This window comes from Streptomyces sp. NPDC088116, assembly GCF_044741745.1.
Classification (GTDB): Bacteria; Actinomycetota; Actinomycetes; order Streptomycetales; family Streptomycetaceae; genus Streptomyces.
The window spans coordinates 1-14,920 of sequence record NZ_JBIUTF010000014.1 but is presented as its reverse complement, the minus strand read 5'-3'; the positions used below and the strand labels follow the sequence as shown (position 1 = coordinate 14,920).

Below are 14,920 nucleotides of genomic sequence, written 5' to 3'. Positions count from 1 at the left end.
CGGGCGGACCTACGGGTCCTGCCTCAGCGGCGGGTGGACGTACGGGTCGGCTCACGGGCCGGCCGTACGAGGTCGCGCGCCGTACGGGTCAGACGGCGGCGCGGGTGGTCGCGTAGTACTCGCGGATCTGCTTGAGGAACGCGGGGTTCATCCGGGCCTTGGCCAGGATCTCGGCGGGCGGCGTGAATTCGTCGTCCACCTGGTCGGCGAACTTGCTGTAGTCCGCGCGCAGTTGCGCCTCGATGACCTTCGGCCAGGCGTTCGGGAGCTTCCACTCGTCCTCGTAGCCGGTGGCCAGGAGGTGCACGACGGCGGTGTCCACGATGTCGGCGCGGCTCTGCGCCTGGACCGGCGGGCGGACCGGGTCGAAGATGCCGAGGTCGTGTCCCGGCTTCTCGCCGAGCAGGCGGCGGGTCATCTCCTCCGCGAGGAGCGGCGACAGGTGGAGGCCGTCGCGGTAGGTGCCGGTCATCATCCACAGTCCGTCGAGGGTCGTCTCGCCGATGAGCGGGAAGCCGTCGAAGGCCACGGGGCGGTTGCCGACCTGGACCTTCACGATGCCGCTCTCGTCGAGGTCGCGGCGCAGCTGGCGCAGCGCGCAGCCCAGCAGGAAGGTGGTGTCGCGGATGCTCGGTACGTCGGCCGGCTCCGGCTCGATGGCGTTGGTGGCGCCGAGGTAGACCTCGCCGCGGCCACGCGGGACCAGGTGCAGGCCACAGGCGAAGGCGCGGTTCGGCGTGCGCAGCACGCTGGTCGGGCCGGGCTCGTCGGGGTTGACGCGGGCCAGGACGGAGACGCCGACGCCGGCGCACAGCCGGGGCATGGCGGCCGCGACGGAGGGCACGGTGTCGAGGAGGTACTGGGAGGCGGCGCCCGCGGCGAGGACGACCTGGCCGGCGGAGACGGTGTCACCGGAGGCGAGCTTGACGCCGGTGATCCGGTCGCCGGAGTGGATCAGCTCCTCACCGAATCCGGCGAGGAGTTCGCCGCCGGCCCTGGTGAAGGCGTCCTCGAGGCGCTCCAGCAGCCTGCCCGCGTCCACCGCGTGCTCGCCGGGGATGAACATGCCCATGAGGGGGCGGGTCGTGGGGTTCGGGTCCAGCCACGTGATGTCGGCCGGGTCGATGTCCTCGTACGGCTCCTTGTACCGGTCGAGGGTCTCGCGGATGGCCGTGTAGTTGGCGGAGTCGATGCCGGGGACGCCCACGGAGTTGAGCAGCATGACGGTGCCGTCGGCGGTGAGGAGCGATTCGGTCTTCCCGGTGTCCTCGGCGAGACCGGCGAGCCACTGGTCCCAGAGCTTGGTGGCCTGCACGCCGATGTCGAGCTTGGTGCGGCCCTGCTCGCTCTTGAGGAGGGTGGTGGTCACCTCACCGAAGGTGCCGAGCATGGCGCCCGCGGCGGTGGAGGCGGCCCACGGGCGGTCCCCGCGGCCGAGGACGGCGACCTTCGTGCCGCGCCGGGCGAGGGTGAGGCCCAGGGAGAGGCCCAGTACGCCGTTGCCGACGACAAGGACCTCGTAGTTCCGTCCTGCCAGGTTTTCGCTGGTCATCGCTTGAGTCTTCCCATCTGGTGGAACCGCCGCCGGGGGCAGGGGTGTTCGGGGTCGTGCTACTGGTTCGGGTGTGTCCGGTGACCCGGCATGTCCACTGCTTCGGACATGCCCGGTGCTTCAGATGCGTCCGGTGGTTCAGGCGTGTCCGCTGCCGGTACGCGGCAGTTCGGCGAGGACCTTGGTCAGGCCCTCCACGACGTCGTCGATCTCCTGGTCCCCGCCCAGCAGGACCTGGTGCGGGATCATCAGCCCACGGCTGCCGAGCTTCTCGGCGTTCGGGCAGCGCCGGGCGAGGTCCTCGGCCGGTTCGGGGCCGGTGCGCGCGGTCCAGAACGCCTCGGTGCGGTGGATCGCGCGGTTGCAGCCGAAGGCGGGGATGCCCTCGGCAAACAGGGCGCCGGACACGGTGTCCCGGTCCAGCCCGTCGAGTTCCTCCGGGTCGAGGATGAACATCGTCATGTAGTGCGGGTTGACGGTGCACCGCTCGTCGCGGCCCTGGGGGACCACTCCCGGGATGCCGGCCAGCCCCGCGGCGAGCCTCTCGTACTGCCGCTCCCGCCGCTCGGTCTGGGCGGCGAGGCGGCCGAGCTGCACCCGCAGCAGCGCCCCGGTCATCTCGGAGATCCGGAAGTTCGAGGAGGCGGTGCGCAGGCTCAGATCGCGGGCGCGGCCGCAGTTGTGCCGCATGTGGGCGATCTCGTAGCTCTCCTCGTTGGGCAGCAGGAGGGCGCCGCCCTCGCCGGCCGTGACGACCTTGGTCTCCTGGAAGGAGAACGTGGCCATCGAGCCGAGCGCCCCGAGTCCCTGGTCGCGCCACATCGCGCCGTGCGCCTGCGCCGCGTCCTGGATCACCGTGATCCCGCGGGGCTCCGCCCAGGCGTTGATGGCGTCCATGTCGGCGACGTGGCCGCCGATATGGACCGGGATGACCGCCCGGGTGCGTTCGGTCGTCGCCGCTTCGAGCTCTTCGGGATCCATGCAGTACGTGACGGGGTCCACGTCCACCAGCACCGGGATCCCACCGCGCCGCTGGACCGCCGTGGCGGTGGCGATGAACGTGTACGCGGGCACGATCACCTCGTCGCCGGGCCGCAGCCCGATGATCTCCAGGGCGAGTTCGAGGGCGTGCGAGCCGTTGGTGACCGCGAGTGCGGCGGGCGCGTGATGGAACTCGGCGAACTCCTGCTCGAAGGAGCTCACTTCCTTGCCACCGAAGCGCCACCAGGATCCCTGGTCCAGCGCCCGCCCCACGGCCGCGCGGTCCAGGTCGTCGAACTGCGGCCAGTGGGGAAAGGGCGTGGTACGCACTTTCGGCCCGCCGTTCATGGCCAGCATGAGCGTCTTCTCCTCGGGGAGGGCGCGGATGTCCGGGTGATCGGGAACGATCCTGGGTGGTCAGGAACGGTCCCGGCGGTCAGGAAGGAACGGTGCCGAAGGCGCCGCGGGTGCCGAAGGGGTCGAGCTGCATGTCGAGCCCGAGCTCCTCCTTCCAGCGCTCGGTGATCTCCTTGCCACCGGCGCGGTTCACGTCGTCGAGCAGCACGCTCGCGCCGGGGGCGAGGTATTCCCACAGCACCGGGGCCGCGGGGTAGCGGGCCAGCGTGCGGTCGCGCTGCCAGCCGGGAGGTCCGTCCACCAGCAGCAGGTCGATGGCGCCGTGCTTGTCGGTGTACGCCGTGATCTCGTCCGAGACCGTCTTGCTCGCGTACCAGTCCATGCCCTTGACCGCGGCGGGGTGCTCTTCCAACGGCGCGTGGACGACCGTCGCCACATCGGAGAGCCCCTCGGCGGCCAGCTGCGTGGTGACACGGGCGGCCCATTCGCCGTCGTGCTCCAGCGAGAGCAGCTTGCCGTAGCCGCGCTGGTTCATCATCCGTGCGAACACCACGGTCGAGGTGCCGCTGCCGCACTCGACGAGGACCTTGCGGTCCCCCAGGGCGATGTCGTCCAGCACCTTGATCATGGCGCTCGGCCGCAGTGAGACCACGGAGAACGGCAGGTAATGGCCGTTGTTCAGCAGCGGGGACAGCCGTATCCACGAAGCCAGGTCGTAGAAGGCCTGAAGGAACTGCGCTTCCATCTGCCCGTCTCCTATCTTTCGTTGGGTGGGCCGGCCTGGGTCAGCCGACGAGTCGTACGAGGTGGTCGACGGCGGCGTCCACCGGGGGGAGGGAGAGCATGTGCCGTTGGGCCTTGCGGGCCTGCTGGGCGAACCGCGGGTCCTCCAGCAGCCGGGTGCAGGTCTCGGCGACGGTCTCCGCGTTCGCCGCGGGGACGCGCAGCCCGAGCCCGAGCTCTTCGACCCGGTTGGCGTTGTGCAGCTGGTCGCTGACCTCCGGGAGGACGGCCATCGGCACACCGGCCCTGACGGCCTCGCGGACGCTGTTGTAGCCGCCGTGGGTGAACAGCAGTTGCGTGCTCTCCAGCAGCAGTGGCTGCGGGATGCGCTCGAAGACATGCACGTTGTCTCCGACGACGTCCTGGTTGAGAGGCATGCCGCGGGTGGCGACGACCGCGGTGCAGTCGACCTCGGACAGCCCCTTGACGACGGCGTTGAGCGGGTTGGCGTCGCCCTGCATCAGGGCGTTGACCATGACGGCCGGGTCCATCTGGACATCGCCCATGCCCTCGAACATGTGCCCGGCGACGAGTCCGTCGAAGAACAGGCCCAGGATGCGCGGGAACACACTGCTCGACATCACCGAGGCGAACACGTTGGTGGAGGACACCACCACCAGCGGTCGGTCGGTGGGGATGTCCCGCAGCCACTCGGGCCCGGTCTCGTCGCGGACGATGCTCGCCGGCTGCTGGTAGGCGAAGGTGTTCGCGATGTCGTGGGTGGTGAAGGAGTAGTCCGACGGCATGCAGTCGAAGCGGCCGTTGGCGAAGATCGCGTCGGGGTCGTCCCCGGCGGGCAGGTCCAGCTCCGCACGGCGCTCGTTCAGCTCCGCCAGCACCTGCTTCGGGTCCAGGTACTGCCCACCGCCCGAGGGGGCGGTCACATGCGGGATGCCGAGCTTCTCGGCGACGAGGTAGCCGGCGAACTCGACGCCGCTGCGCAGCACGATGTCCGGGCGGAACTCCTCGGCCACCTCGATGAGCCGCCGGTACGCCTCGGTGACGTGCGGGCCGCACGACGTGGCGACCAGTGTCTCCGGCGAGAACGGATCCGAGGGCATCGCCTCGATCCGCTTCTCCTGGAGCAGGCTGAGCACGATGTCGCCCATGTCGCTGAACAGCGGCTTGACCCGCACCGGTTCACCCTCGAACACACCGGCCATCTCCGGCGGCGAGACCACGAGGACCTCATGACCGGCCTCGGCCGCGGCCCGTGCCAGGGGAAGCAGGGCACGCGCGTTCGATGGCGACAGCGCAATGCTGCACAGAATGCGCACAACTATTCCTTTCCACGCGGGAGCGGAGCCGGCTGCCGCGGACAATCGCGAGCGGGAACGGGAGGACATACCGCCCGCGCCGCCGACCATCGCAATGATCTGCCTTCGAACTCAGTGTTTTCATGAGTATTCAGCGGGGCTTTTCGGCCTCCGGTGCGTCCGAAGATAGGCGATGCCGGTGCGGGCCCCAATGCCGTATTTCCATCGTCGAGTAACCGGCCCCGGCACGGGAGTTCCCGCGGTAATTCGCTGCCCCGCGAGGATCCCTATGCGGGGAGGCCGGCCGCGTTCCGCTCGTTCCAGACGGCGGCCCGGCGACGCTTGTCCTCGCGCGTCGAGGGGGAAATCAGGGAATCGACCACCTCGCGGGTCGCCGAGTACCGGAAGGCGTACTGGGCCTCCCCGGTGGGCGAGTCGTGCCGGGAGCGCCGCAGGAGATCGCGCCGTTCCAGATGGTCCAGCCATATCGCGGCTTCCGCCCGGTTGCCGCCACCCACCGCGGCGACGCCCTCGGCGCAGAACACTCCACCGAGCGCGGACGCGTTGACGAGTGCGGACGCGTTGACGAGTACGGCCTTGGCGTCCGGCGGCACGGTGTCCACCCGGGCGGCGATCACACGCTGCACGTAGTCGGGGACCGGCGGGGCCACGCGGGCGGCGGCGGATGCGGGCTCGTATCCGCTCGCGTGGTCCTGCCGGCCGGAGCCGGGCTCGTATCCGCTCGCGTGGTCCTGCCGGCCGGAGCCGGGCGCCTGTCCGGAGCCGGGCTCGTATCCGGAGCCGGGCGCCTGTCCGGACAGTGGCGGCCGTTCCCGCAGCTCACGGGCGTACTCGACGGCGAACAGCGGATTCCCGCCGATCCGCCGGATCAGCTCGCGGTGCAACTCCCCCGGCAGCGCTTGTCCGTCCCTGGTCAGCAGGTCGGCCAGCAGTCCGCTGATGCCCTCGGCGGTCAGCGGGTCCAGGGTGAGGGCGAGGGCATCGCGCAGGCCACCGCCCCAGCTCGGCCGGATGTCCAGCAGTTCGGGCCGGGCGGTCACCGCCACGAGCATCGGCACCGGGCCCGCCGTGGCGGCCAGGTACTCGATGAAGTCCAGGAGCGACGCGTCGAACCGGTGCACGTCCTCGAAGACGACCACCAGCGGTCGTTCCGCCGCGAGTTCGGTGAGGAACCGCCGCCATGTCTCGGCGTCCGCCTCCGGGCCGACCGAGTCGGAGCCGGCCGGGTCGGGGCCCGCTGTCCCGAGCAGCGCGCGTAGCCGTCCGAGCATCCACGCGCCCGACTCACCGGTACCGAACAGCCGGTGCACCTTGCGGGCCAGTTTCTCCTCCGCCGCCCCCGGGGAGTCCCCCGGCTCGATCCCGGCCCCCGAGGAGACGATCCGCTGGAGGGCGGCGAGGGGCGCGTCCCGGTCGGAGAACGAGCCACAGCCGGTCAGTACGGTGAACTCGCCGGGACCGCGCGCGGCCAGCAGCCCGAGTTCGGCGGCCAACCTGCTCTTGCCCAGGCCGGGTTCGCCCAGCACGGTCAGGAAGTGGGAGCGCCGCCGCCCGCACACGTCACCGAGCAGCCCGCGCAGCTGATCGATCTCGCGCTCTCGGTCCACCAGGGCCACCGAGGCGTCCAGACGCGTGTGGTCGGGGCGGACGACGCGCGGTTCCGAGCCGCCGCCCGGTCCTTCGGCCGGCTCGTATTCAACGGCGCGTTCACTGCTCGCGCGGGTGGTCGGGCATACCCGGATCCCGCCCGCCGGCACGGTCTCCAGCAGGCCCATGCAGCTCTCCGGGACCGCGCCGCCGACCACCGGAATCGGCCCGCTGCCGTCCGCCGCGCAGGTCACCAGCACCTCGCCGGTCGCCACCGCGACCCGGACGGCCGGCTTCCCGGGCGCCGGGCTCCCGCCACCCGGACGGCCGGCGGGAGCCCTGTGGCCGAGCCGGTCACGAATGGCGAGCCCGGCACGTACGGCACGGGCCGCGTCGTCCTCCTGGGTGCGCGGGACTCCGAACAGGGCGAAGGTGACGGGCCCGATCACGCCGACGATCTTGCCGCCGTGGCGTTCGATCTCCTCGCGGATCGTGGACGTCAGACCACCGGCCAGGCGTGCCGGATCCTCGGGGTCGCCCGGCACGTCCGCCTCGGTCTTGGTACGCACGAGCAGCATGCTGAGCCGCTTGCGCTGCTCGGTGAGCCCACCGCCGCACGGGACCGGCGGGGCCGGACCGCGCATCGCCACGTGCCACCCCGTTCCGGTGGCGTCCGCCGGTGGTTCGGCCTCGTACCGGGCCTGCCGCCATGGGGCGGGCGCCGGTTGCCGCAGGACCGGAGGCCGCCGTCCGGCGAATCCGGTGCCCGTACGTACGGGAGCCGAGGACGGGGTGGGCGGGACAGCCGGGTCGGGCCGCTCCGGGGCCGTACGGAAGGACGATGGAGAGAGCGGCTGCGTATGGGAGGGCAGCGCAGGGGACGACGGTGTGGAGGACGTCGTACGGGAGGCTGTGCGGGCGTTCGTACGGGCTGGCGTACGGGCTGGCGTACGGGAGATCTCGGCGGGCGGGGCAGCGCACTTGACCTCGCTTCCCCGCGCGATGATCGCCAGCGCGTCGGGCTGGGACAGCACCGGATCGTGTTCGAGGATCGCCCGCTCCATGTCGCGCAGTACGCGGCCGGGCTCCAGGCCCAGCTGTTCGCCGTACGCGGTCCGTGTACGGCGGTAGACGTCCAGCGCGTCGACCTGGCGACCGCAGCGGTAGAGGCCGAGCAGCAGCTCGGCGCACAGCCGTTCGCGTACCGGTTCGGTGGCGACCAGTGCCTCCAGCTCATGCACCACCTCATGGTGGCCACCGCAGGCCAGTTCGGCCTCGAAGAGGTCTTCCTGCACGGTGAAGCGGGCATCCTGGATCGTGGTCAGCTCCGGCCAGTCCGCGCCCGCTTCAGCGAGGTCCGCCAGCACCGGGCCGTGCCACAACTCCAGTGCGGCCCGCAGGGTCTTCGCCGCCGCGGTCCAGGATCCGATCTCCAGTTCCGCGCGGCCGCTGTCGACCATGGCCTGGTAGGCGGTCAGGTCGAGGGCGTCGGTGTGCACGCTGAGCAGATAGCCCGGTGCGTGGGTCAGCAGCATCGGCGCGGCGGCCGACCCCTCGTCGGGGCCACCGGATCCGCCGTGCGCACGGCCACCGTGGTCGGCCGTGCCGCCGTAACCGCCGACGCTGTCCACGCCGTCCGCGGACAGCAGACCTCGCAGGCCGGAGACCGCGTTCTGGAGCATCTTCCGCGCGGTGGGCGGAGGAGTACCGCTCCACAGCGCCTGGAGCAGAGTGCTCGTCGCGACCACTTGGTTGGCGTGCAGCAGGAGGAATCCGAGGGCGGCGCGCTGTTTCATGCCGCTCAGCCCCACCGGGCCGCCGTGGTCGAGAACCGTCAGCGGACCCAGCACCCGGAATTTCATACCGAATTCGCTCCCGCCCCGTCCGTCGCGCGGTGGATCACCCGATGCCCGGCCGGTCGGCTTTCCCTGCTCGGCCCGGCCAGGATGCTAACGGGCGGGCAACTAGGGAAATTACCGGCCTCGGGCGTGGCGGCGCCGGAGGAAGCGGGGCGGGTACGAGGTCGGGAGCGGGGCCAGAGGCGAGGTCAGGAGTGAGGTCGGGAGCGGGGCAGGAGCGAGGTCAGAAAGGGGATCAGGAAGCGCGCCAGCGCAGGGCCCGGTCGGCCACGAGGAGGGACACCACCGTCATCACACCCAGCACACCGAGGTCGAAGGCGAACGTCGCATCGAGGTTGTCGCTGACGCTGCGGCGGATGGCGTCCGCCCCGTAGGTGGTGGGCATGACGTAGCTCAGCGCCTTGAGAGGCAACGGCAGCGCCTCGGCGGGGATGAGCAGCGGCGCACCGAGCAACAACACGAAGTTGAGCACGTAGGTGACGATTGAGATCAGCTCGATGCGGTCGATGAGGCTGCCGATGACCAGGCCCAGCGCGGCGAGCGGCAGCGCGGTCAGCGGATAGACGAGGAGCAGCGCGGGCGACAGCGTCAGGTCGAGGCCGTACAGCAGCCGCACCGCGAACAGCGAGGTCACCAGGCCGGGAGCGATCAGCAGCAGCCGGGCGGCGACGAACGCCATCACGAACGCCACCTTGCTGATCGGCAGCGAGGCGTAGTACAGCATCGATCCCTCGGCCTTGATCGCGCCGATCCGCTGCGCGATCGCCGTGGTGCCGAGCGCCGCGATGGCGAACACGCCGGAGCCGCTGGCTATGTACGTGAGGCTCTTCTCGTCGTCCAGCCCCGAGCCGATCCGGGAGAAGCCGAACACCATGGTCAACGGCATGAAGATGCCGAACACCATGTGCACGTGCCAGGAGGTACGGACGGTCAGCATGTGCTCGAACCACAGGAACTTGAACGAGGTACCGAACCGGCTGAGCCGGTCCCGCAGCGGCAACTTGGTCCTGCCCTGCCCCGGACGGGACTTCTCGCGTTGTGGGCGTGGCTTCTCCTGTCGCGGGCGTGGCTTCTCCTGTGGCGAAGCCCCCGGATCGTCGGCTGTGATCGTGGTGGTGGCCGAAGGTGTGGGGGCGGGCGCAGTCGTGGCGGCGGGCGAAGGCGTGGCGGCGGCCGGGGATGTCGGGGCCAGTACGGCGACAGGGCTCCGGCCATTGGTCTCTGTCTCGGACGAGGTCGCCGCCGACTCGGCATCGGCGCCGGCCGGGACGGTCGTCGGCTTCGCGACGGCGGGGGGCCCGGCGTTCTGCTTCGGGCTGAGGCTCAGGTAGACGTCTTCGAGCGTGGGGCGGGCGAAGCGGAAGTCGTCGACACGCTTCACGCCGACATCGGCGACCAGTACCTCGATCAGCGACTGGAGTTGGTCCGGCGAGGCGGTGATCAGGTAACTGCCGCTACGGCTGCCCTGGCTGACCTCGCCGACGGTACTGAGCTGCGCGATCTCCTCCTGGCTGAGGCTGCCGCCGTCACGGACGAACAGCTCCAGCCGCGCCTTCGCGCCGATCTGCTCCTTGAGTTCACCAGGGGTGCCCATCGCGGCGATCCGGCCGCCGTGCATCACGGCGACCCGGTGCACGGCCTTCTCGGCCTCCAGCACGTTGTGCGTCACCAGCACGATCGTGGCGCCCTCGTCGGTGCTGCGGCGCTCGATCATCTCCCAGATGAGCCGCCTGTTGTGCGGATCCAGCTCGTTGGTGGGCTCGTCCAGCACGATCAGCTCGGGACGGCCCATCAGGGTCATGCCGAAGTTGACCAGCCGCATCAGTCCGCCGCTGAGCTTCTCCACCTGCCGGTCGGCATACGGGCCGAGGCCCAGTTCCTCGATCAGCTCGTCGGTCTGGCGGCGGGCGTCATGCTCGCTCTGGCCGCGCAGCCGCCCGGTGTAGTGCAACGCGCGGCGGGTCTCGATCAGCCGCATGGAGAGCCCCGTCTGCGGCAGGAAGCCGACCGTGGACTTCACCATCTCCGGGTTACGGGTCACATCGATGCCGTTGACCAGGATCGAGCCGGATGTGGGCTGTACGAGTCCGAGCAGTTGCAGTACGAGTGTCGTCTTACCGGCGCCGTTCGCGCCGAAGAGTCCGAATACCTGCCCGCGGGGCACACTGAAGCTCAGGCCGTCGTTGGCCTTGATCAGCTCCCCGTTGCGTCCCGGGTAGGCGCGGACGAGATCGTGCACCTCGACCGCTGTGTCGCCACCTGTTTTGACCATGCCCCTACGCCTTATCCCCTCATCGGCTCACGAACCAGGCACACGCCACCGGTTCGCCGCCTACGTATCGGGTGTCCTCCCGCTCCGCGGCTCGGGCACGATCACGTCGTGCTGCCACGAGCGAGGAATTCCACTCTTCGCGCTCACGTTAAGCCAGGCTGGTTCCCCGCGTCATTGGAACCTCTCCACTGTGCGCCCACGGGGAATGTCCGCCGATGCCGCAGGATCCTTTTTCCCATGGAAAGGTCTCGGGTTTTTCCCGTTCCTTCCCCTGGCGTTCCTTCTCGCTACTTCCCGTTCCTTCTCGCTCCTTCTCGCTCCTTCCTGTTCTCTTTCGCCTGGTTCACGAGCCGTCGAGTTCATCGTCGAGGAAGGCGAACATCTCGTCGTCCGAAGCGGCTTCGATGTCGAGTTCGGCGTCCCGCCGCACAACGCCGTCCGGGCCGTCGCCCGGTACTCCGTCGTCGGCTCGCACGGTCGCCCACCGTGACCTGAGTACTTCGAGGCGCCCCGCGATCTGCTTGTGTGTCTTCGCGTCCACGTCCGCGTCGGCCATCACCCGCTCGATCTGGTCCAGTGTGGCGAGGATCGAGCCGGAGCCCGCCAGTTCATCCGACACCAGCCGGGTGTGCAGATGGGACGCTATCTCGGTCGCCGTCGGATAGTCGAGGGCCAGTGTGGCCGGGAGCCGTAGCCCGGTCGCCTTGCTCAGCGCGTTGCGCAGTTCCACGGACGTCAGCGAGTCGAAGCCGAGTTCGCGGAACGCGCGGGTCGGGTCGACGCCTGCCGCGCCCTCGTGGCCGAGCACTGCCGCGGCCTGCCCGCACACCAGGCCGAGCAGTGCTTCGCGTTGCCCGGCCGTGTCCAGCCCGGCCAGCCGCTGTACGAACCCGGGCTCCACGACGGCCGACCGGTCGGCCGTGCGGCGGGTGCGGACCAGGCCGCGCAGCAGTGGTGGCACTTCGGCGCGGGCCCGCAGGGCGGACAGGTCCAACCGGACCGGCAACAGCACCGCGTCCGCCGTGGACAGGCCGGTGTCGAACAGGGACAGCCCCTGCTCGGTGGACAGGGGCGGGAAGCCGGAGCGACGCATCCGGTCCCGGTCCGCGTCGCTCAACTCGCCGAGCATGCCGCCGCTTTGCTCCCACGGACCCCAGGCCAGCGACACCCCGGGCAGCCCCAGGTCCCGGCGGTGCTCGGCCAGGGCGTCGAGGAAGGCGTTGGCGGCGGCGTAGTTGCCCTGGCCCGCGCCGCCGAACGTACCGGCGACGGACGAGAACATCACGAACGCCGACAGCTCCAGACCCAGCTCCCGGGTCAGTTCGTGCAGATGCCAGGCCGCGTCCGCCTTGGGGCGCAGCACGGCGTCGATCCGGTCCGGGGTGAGCGCCGCGATGACACCGTCATCGAGGACACCGGCCGTGTGTACCACCGCCGAGATCTTCCGCCGTGACAACACCTCGGCGAGCGCCTCACGGTCGGCCGCGTCACAGGCGACCACGTCGGCGTGGGCGCCCAACGCGGCCAGTTCGGCGATGAGTTCCTGGGCCCTGGGGGCGGCCGGTCCACGCCGGGACAGCAGAAGGAGTTCCCTCACGCCGTGCTCGGCGGCGAGATGGCGGGCGGTCTCCGCGCCGAGGCCGCCGGTGCCACCGGTGATCAGCACCGCGCCGGAGCCGACGCCGCTGACGGCGTCGGTCTCTGCCTCTGTCTCGGGGGCAAGGCCGGAGTCGGGGTCAGGGCCGGAGTCGGGGTCAGGGTCGGTCTGAGGGGCAGGCGCCGTCGCCCTTACGAGCCGAGGAACGACCAAGTGCCCCTCCCGCAGGGCCAATTCAGGCTCCGGCATCATCAGGGCACGGGACAGCGCTGCTCCCGGAAGGTCTCGGCCGGCCAGATCGAAGAGGGTGATCCGGTCCGGGCTCTCCGTCTGCGCCGACCGCATCAGGCCCCATGCGGAGGCGGCGGCCAGGTCACCGGCGATGGCGTTCCGTGTCAGCACCACCAGCCGGGAATCGGCGAACCGCTCCCCCGCCAGCCAGTCCTGCACCAGCCGCAGCGCCCGCGAAACCGTGGCGTGAACGGCCGCTAGCGGCACGGCGGTTGACTCAGCAGTCGCCCCGGTGACCGGTTCGGTGGACTCCTCGGTGGACGCCCCGGTGACCGGCTCGGCCGACAACTGGACCAGCACCACGCCCGGCACCACGTCCGCCGACGCGGCGAGTGTGGCCAGGTCCGGATACCCGTACGCGCGGACGTCGATCCCTGCGGACCCCAGCGACTCCGCCACATCGTCCGCCAGGCCGATGGCCGCCACCTCGGGCGGTGCGGCTCCGGCGCGCTCCAGCGCGGTCCCGGCCTGCTCCGGGGCAGCCTCGGTCCACTCCGTACGGAAGAGGGAGTCGCCGCCGACACCCTGGCCGGAGCCGAACTGTTCGGAGCTGACCGGGCGGACCACCAGAGCGTCCACCGAGAAGACGGGCTGCCCCAGCGCATCGAAGGCCACGATCGTCACTCCGTCCGGCCCGGTACGCGCCAGCCTCGCCCGTACCGACCGGGCTGCCGAGGCGTGCAGCGAAACTCCTTCCCAGGCAAACGGCAGGGCACCTCCCTCACTGTCGCCGTCCTGTGCCGCGCCGGTGAATCCGGCGGCATGCAGGACCGCGTCCAGCAGTGCGGGGTGCGCACCGAAACCGTCGAGGCCTGAGTCCGTCTCCGGTCCGGTGTCGGTGTTCTCGGGCAACTCGACCTCGGCGAACACCTCTTCACCGACCCGCCACGCCGACCGCAGGCCCTGAAACACCGCCCCGTAGTCGAATCCCGCTTCGGCGAGCCGCGCGTAATGATCACCGAGGTCGATCGGTTCGGCACCCGACGGGGGCCACGAGGCCATGTCCTGCGCCGCGACGGATTCGGCGGGATCGTCTACGAGCAGGCCGGCGGCATGCTGGACCCATGGCGCCCCCGGCTGGTCGTCAGCCCGCGAGTGGACGGTGACCGTACGCCGCCCGGCCCCGTACCCTGCTCCGTCACCGTCGGCGCCGACCCGTACCTGTATCTGCACGGCGTCCCGTTCGGTCAGCACCAGGGGTGCGGCCAGGGTCAGTTCCTCGATCCGGCCGCTTCCGACCTCGTCACCGGCCCGGATCGCCAACTCCACGAACGCGGTACCCGGCAGCAGGATCCGGCCCCTGACCGTGTGACCGGCCAGCCATGGGTGCGAGTCCAGGGAGATCCGCCCGGAGAGCACCACCCCGTCCGAGTCCGCCAGCGACACCACAGCGCCCAGCCACGGATGCCGGGCCGAAGCGAGCCCCGCCCCCCGCACATCGCCTGGCGTGGTGGTGACGGCGGCGGCCCTGGGCCAGAACCGCTCGCGCTGGAACGCGTATGTGGGTACGTCGACCCGCTGGGCGCCCGTGCCCTCGAAGTACGACCGCCAGTCGACGGCCACACCGGTCACATGCAGACGGGCGAGTGCGGTCACGGCGGACGTGTCTTCCGGACGGTCCTTGCGCAGGAAGGGAACCACGACGGTGTCCTCGGGCAGGGACTCCCGCGCCATCGCGGACAGCACCCCGTCCGGTCCCAGCTCCAGGACGGTACGCACGCCCGCCTCGGACAGGGCCGTGACCCCGTCGGCGAAACGTACGGTCTCGTGGACGTGCCGAACCCAGTAATCGGGCGACCTGAGTTCGGCGGCTGCGAGAGCGCCGGTCAGGTTCGAGAGCACGGGAATGACCGGCGTACGGAACTCCAGCCGCTCCGCGACGGCGCGGAATTCGTCGAGCATCGGGCGCATGAGCGGCGAGTGGAACGCGTGGCTGACGGCGAGCCGACTCGTACGTCGCCCCTCGAACCGTCCCACAACCTCCATCACCGCGTCCTCAGCACCGGACACCACGACCGACGACGGTCCATTGACCGCCGCGATCGACACCAGCTCGGAGACGCCGGGGAGTTCGGAGAGGTACGGCAGGACTTCGTCCTCGGTGGCCTGGATCGCCACCATCGCTCCGCCACGCGGAAGCTTCTGCATCAGCCGTGCGCGAGCAGCCACCAGACGGCACGCGTCCGCGAGCGACAGAACACCGGCCACGTGGGCAGCCGCCACCTCACCGATCGAATGCCCACCGACGTAGTCCGGCGTAACGCCCAGCGACTCCAGCAACCGGAACAGAGCCACTTCCACGGCGAACAGAGCCGGCTGAGCGAAACCCGTCTCGTTGAGGAGATCCGGGTCCTCACCCCAGAT

The 14,920-nt window shown here is 70.6% G+C and carries 7 protein-coding genes; all 7 read right to left on the bottom strand.

Annotation, left to right across the window (positions count from 1 at the left end):
- Nucleotides 1-88: 88 nt before the first annotated feature.
- Nucleotides 89-1,552 (bottom strand): NAD(P)/FAD-dependent oxidoreductase, encoded by a 1,464-nt coding sequence (locus tag ACIOJD_RS34050; RefSeq protein ID WP_401920381.1) that lies wholly within the window; start codon nucleotides 1,550-1,552, stop codon nucleotides 89-91.
- A 138-nt stretch (nucleotides 1,553-1,690) separates the two neighbouring features.
- Nucleotides 1,691-2,890, bottom strand: coding sequence for a DegT/DnrJ/EryC1/StrS family aminotransferase (locus tag ACIOJD_RS34045; RefSeq protein ID WP_401920379.1), 1,200 nt, complete (start codon nucleotides 2,888-2,890; stop codon nucleotides 1,691-1,693).
- A 79-nt stretch (nucleotides 2,891-2,969) separates the two neighbouring features.
- The gene (locus tag ACIOJD_RS34040) at nucleotides 2,970-3,635 is read right to left on the bottom strand and encodes a class I SAM-dependent methyltransferase (RefSeq protein WP_401920377.1); all 666 of its coding nucleotides are present in this window, start codon (nucleotides 3,633-3,635) and stop codon (nucleotides 2,970-2,972) included.
- 40 nt (nucleotides 3,636-3,675) lie between these two features.
- On the bottom strand, nucleotides 3,676-4,950 hold the full coding sequence (locus ACIOJD_RS34035) for a glycosyltransferase (protein WP_401920375.1): 1,275 nt from the start codon (nucleotides 4,948-4,950) through the stop codon (nucleotides 3,676-3,678).
- Nucleotides 4,951-5,216: 266 nt separating this feature from the next.
- The gene (locus tag ACIOJD_RS34030; protein WP_401920372.1) at nucleotides 5,217-8,399 is read right to left on the bottom strand and encodes a BTAD domain-containing putative transcriptional regulator; all 3,183 of its coding nucleotides are present in this window, start codon (nucleotides 8,397-8,399) and stop codon (nucleotides 5,217-5,219) included.
- Nucleotides 8,400-8,631: 232 nt separating this feature from the next.
- Nucleotides 8,632-10,668 (bottom strand): ABC transporter ATP-binding protein/permease, encoded by a 2,037-nt coding sequence (locus ACIOJD_RS34025; RefSeq protein ID WP_401920369.1) that lies wholly within the window; start codon nucleotides 10,666-10,668, stop codon nucleotides 8,632-8,634.
- 343 nt (nucleotides 10,669-11,011) lie between these two features.
- Nucleotides 11,012-14,920 (bottom strand): SDR family NAD(P)-dependent oxidoreductase (locus ACIOJD_RS34020; protein ID WP_401920366.1); only part of this gene is annotated, 3,909 nt, incomplete at its 5' end.

What these genes read in the sequence shown, in the direction of transcription:
- ACIOJD_RS34040 (WP_401920377.1), bottom strand. Translation starts at nt 3,635, where the DNA reads ATGGAAGCGCAGTTCCTTCAGGCCTTCTACGACCTGGCTTCGTGGATA.
- ACIOJD_RS34025 (WP_401920369.1), bottom strand. Translation starts at nt 10,668, where the DNA reads ATGGTCAAAACAGGTGGCGACACAGCGGTCGAGGTGCACGATCTCGTC.
- ACIOJD_RS34050 (WP_401920381.1), bottom strand. Translation starts at nt 1,552, where the DNA reads ATGACCAGCGAAAACCTGGCAGGACGGAACTACGAGGTCCTTGTCGTC.
- ACIOJD_RS34030 (WP_401920372.1), bottom strand. Translation starts at nt 8,399, where the DNA reads ATGAAATTCCGGGTGCTGGGTCCGCTGACGGTTCTCGACCACGGCGGC.
- ACIOJD_RS34045 (WP_401920379.1), bottom strand. Translation starts at nt 2,890, where the DNA reads ATGCTGGCCATGAACGGCGGGCCGAAAGTGCGTACCACGCCCTTTCCC.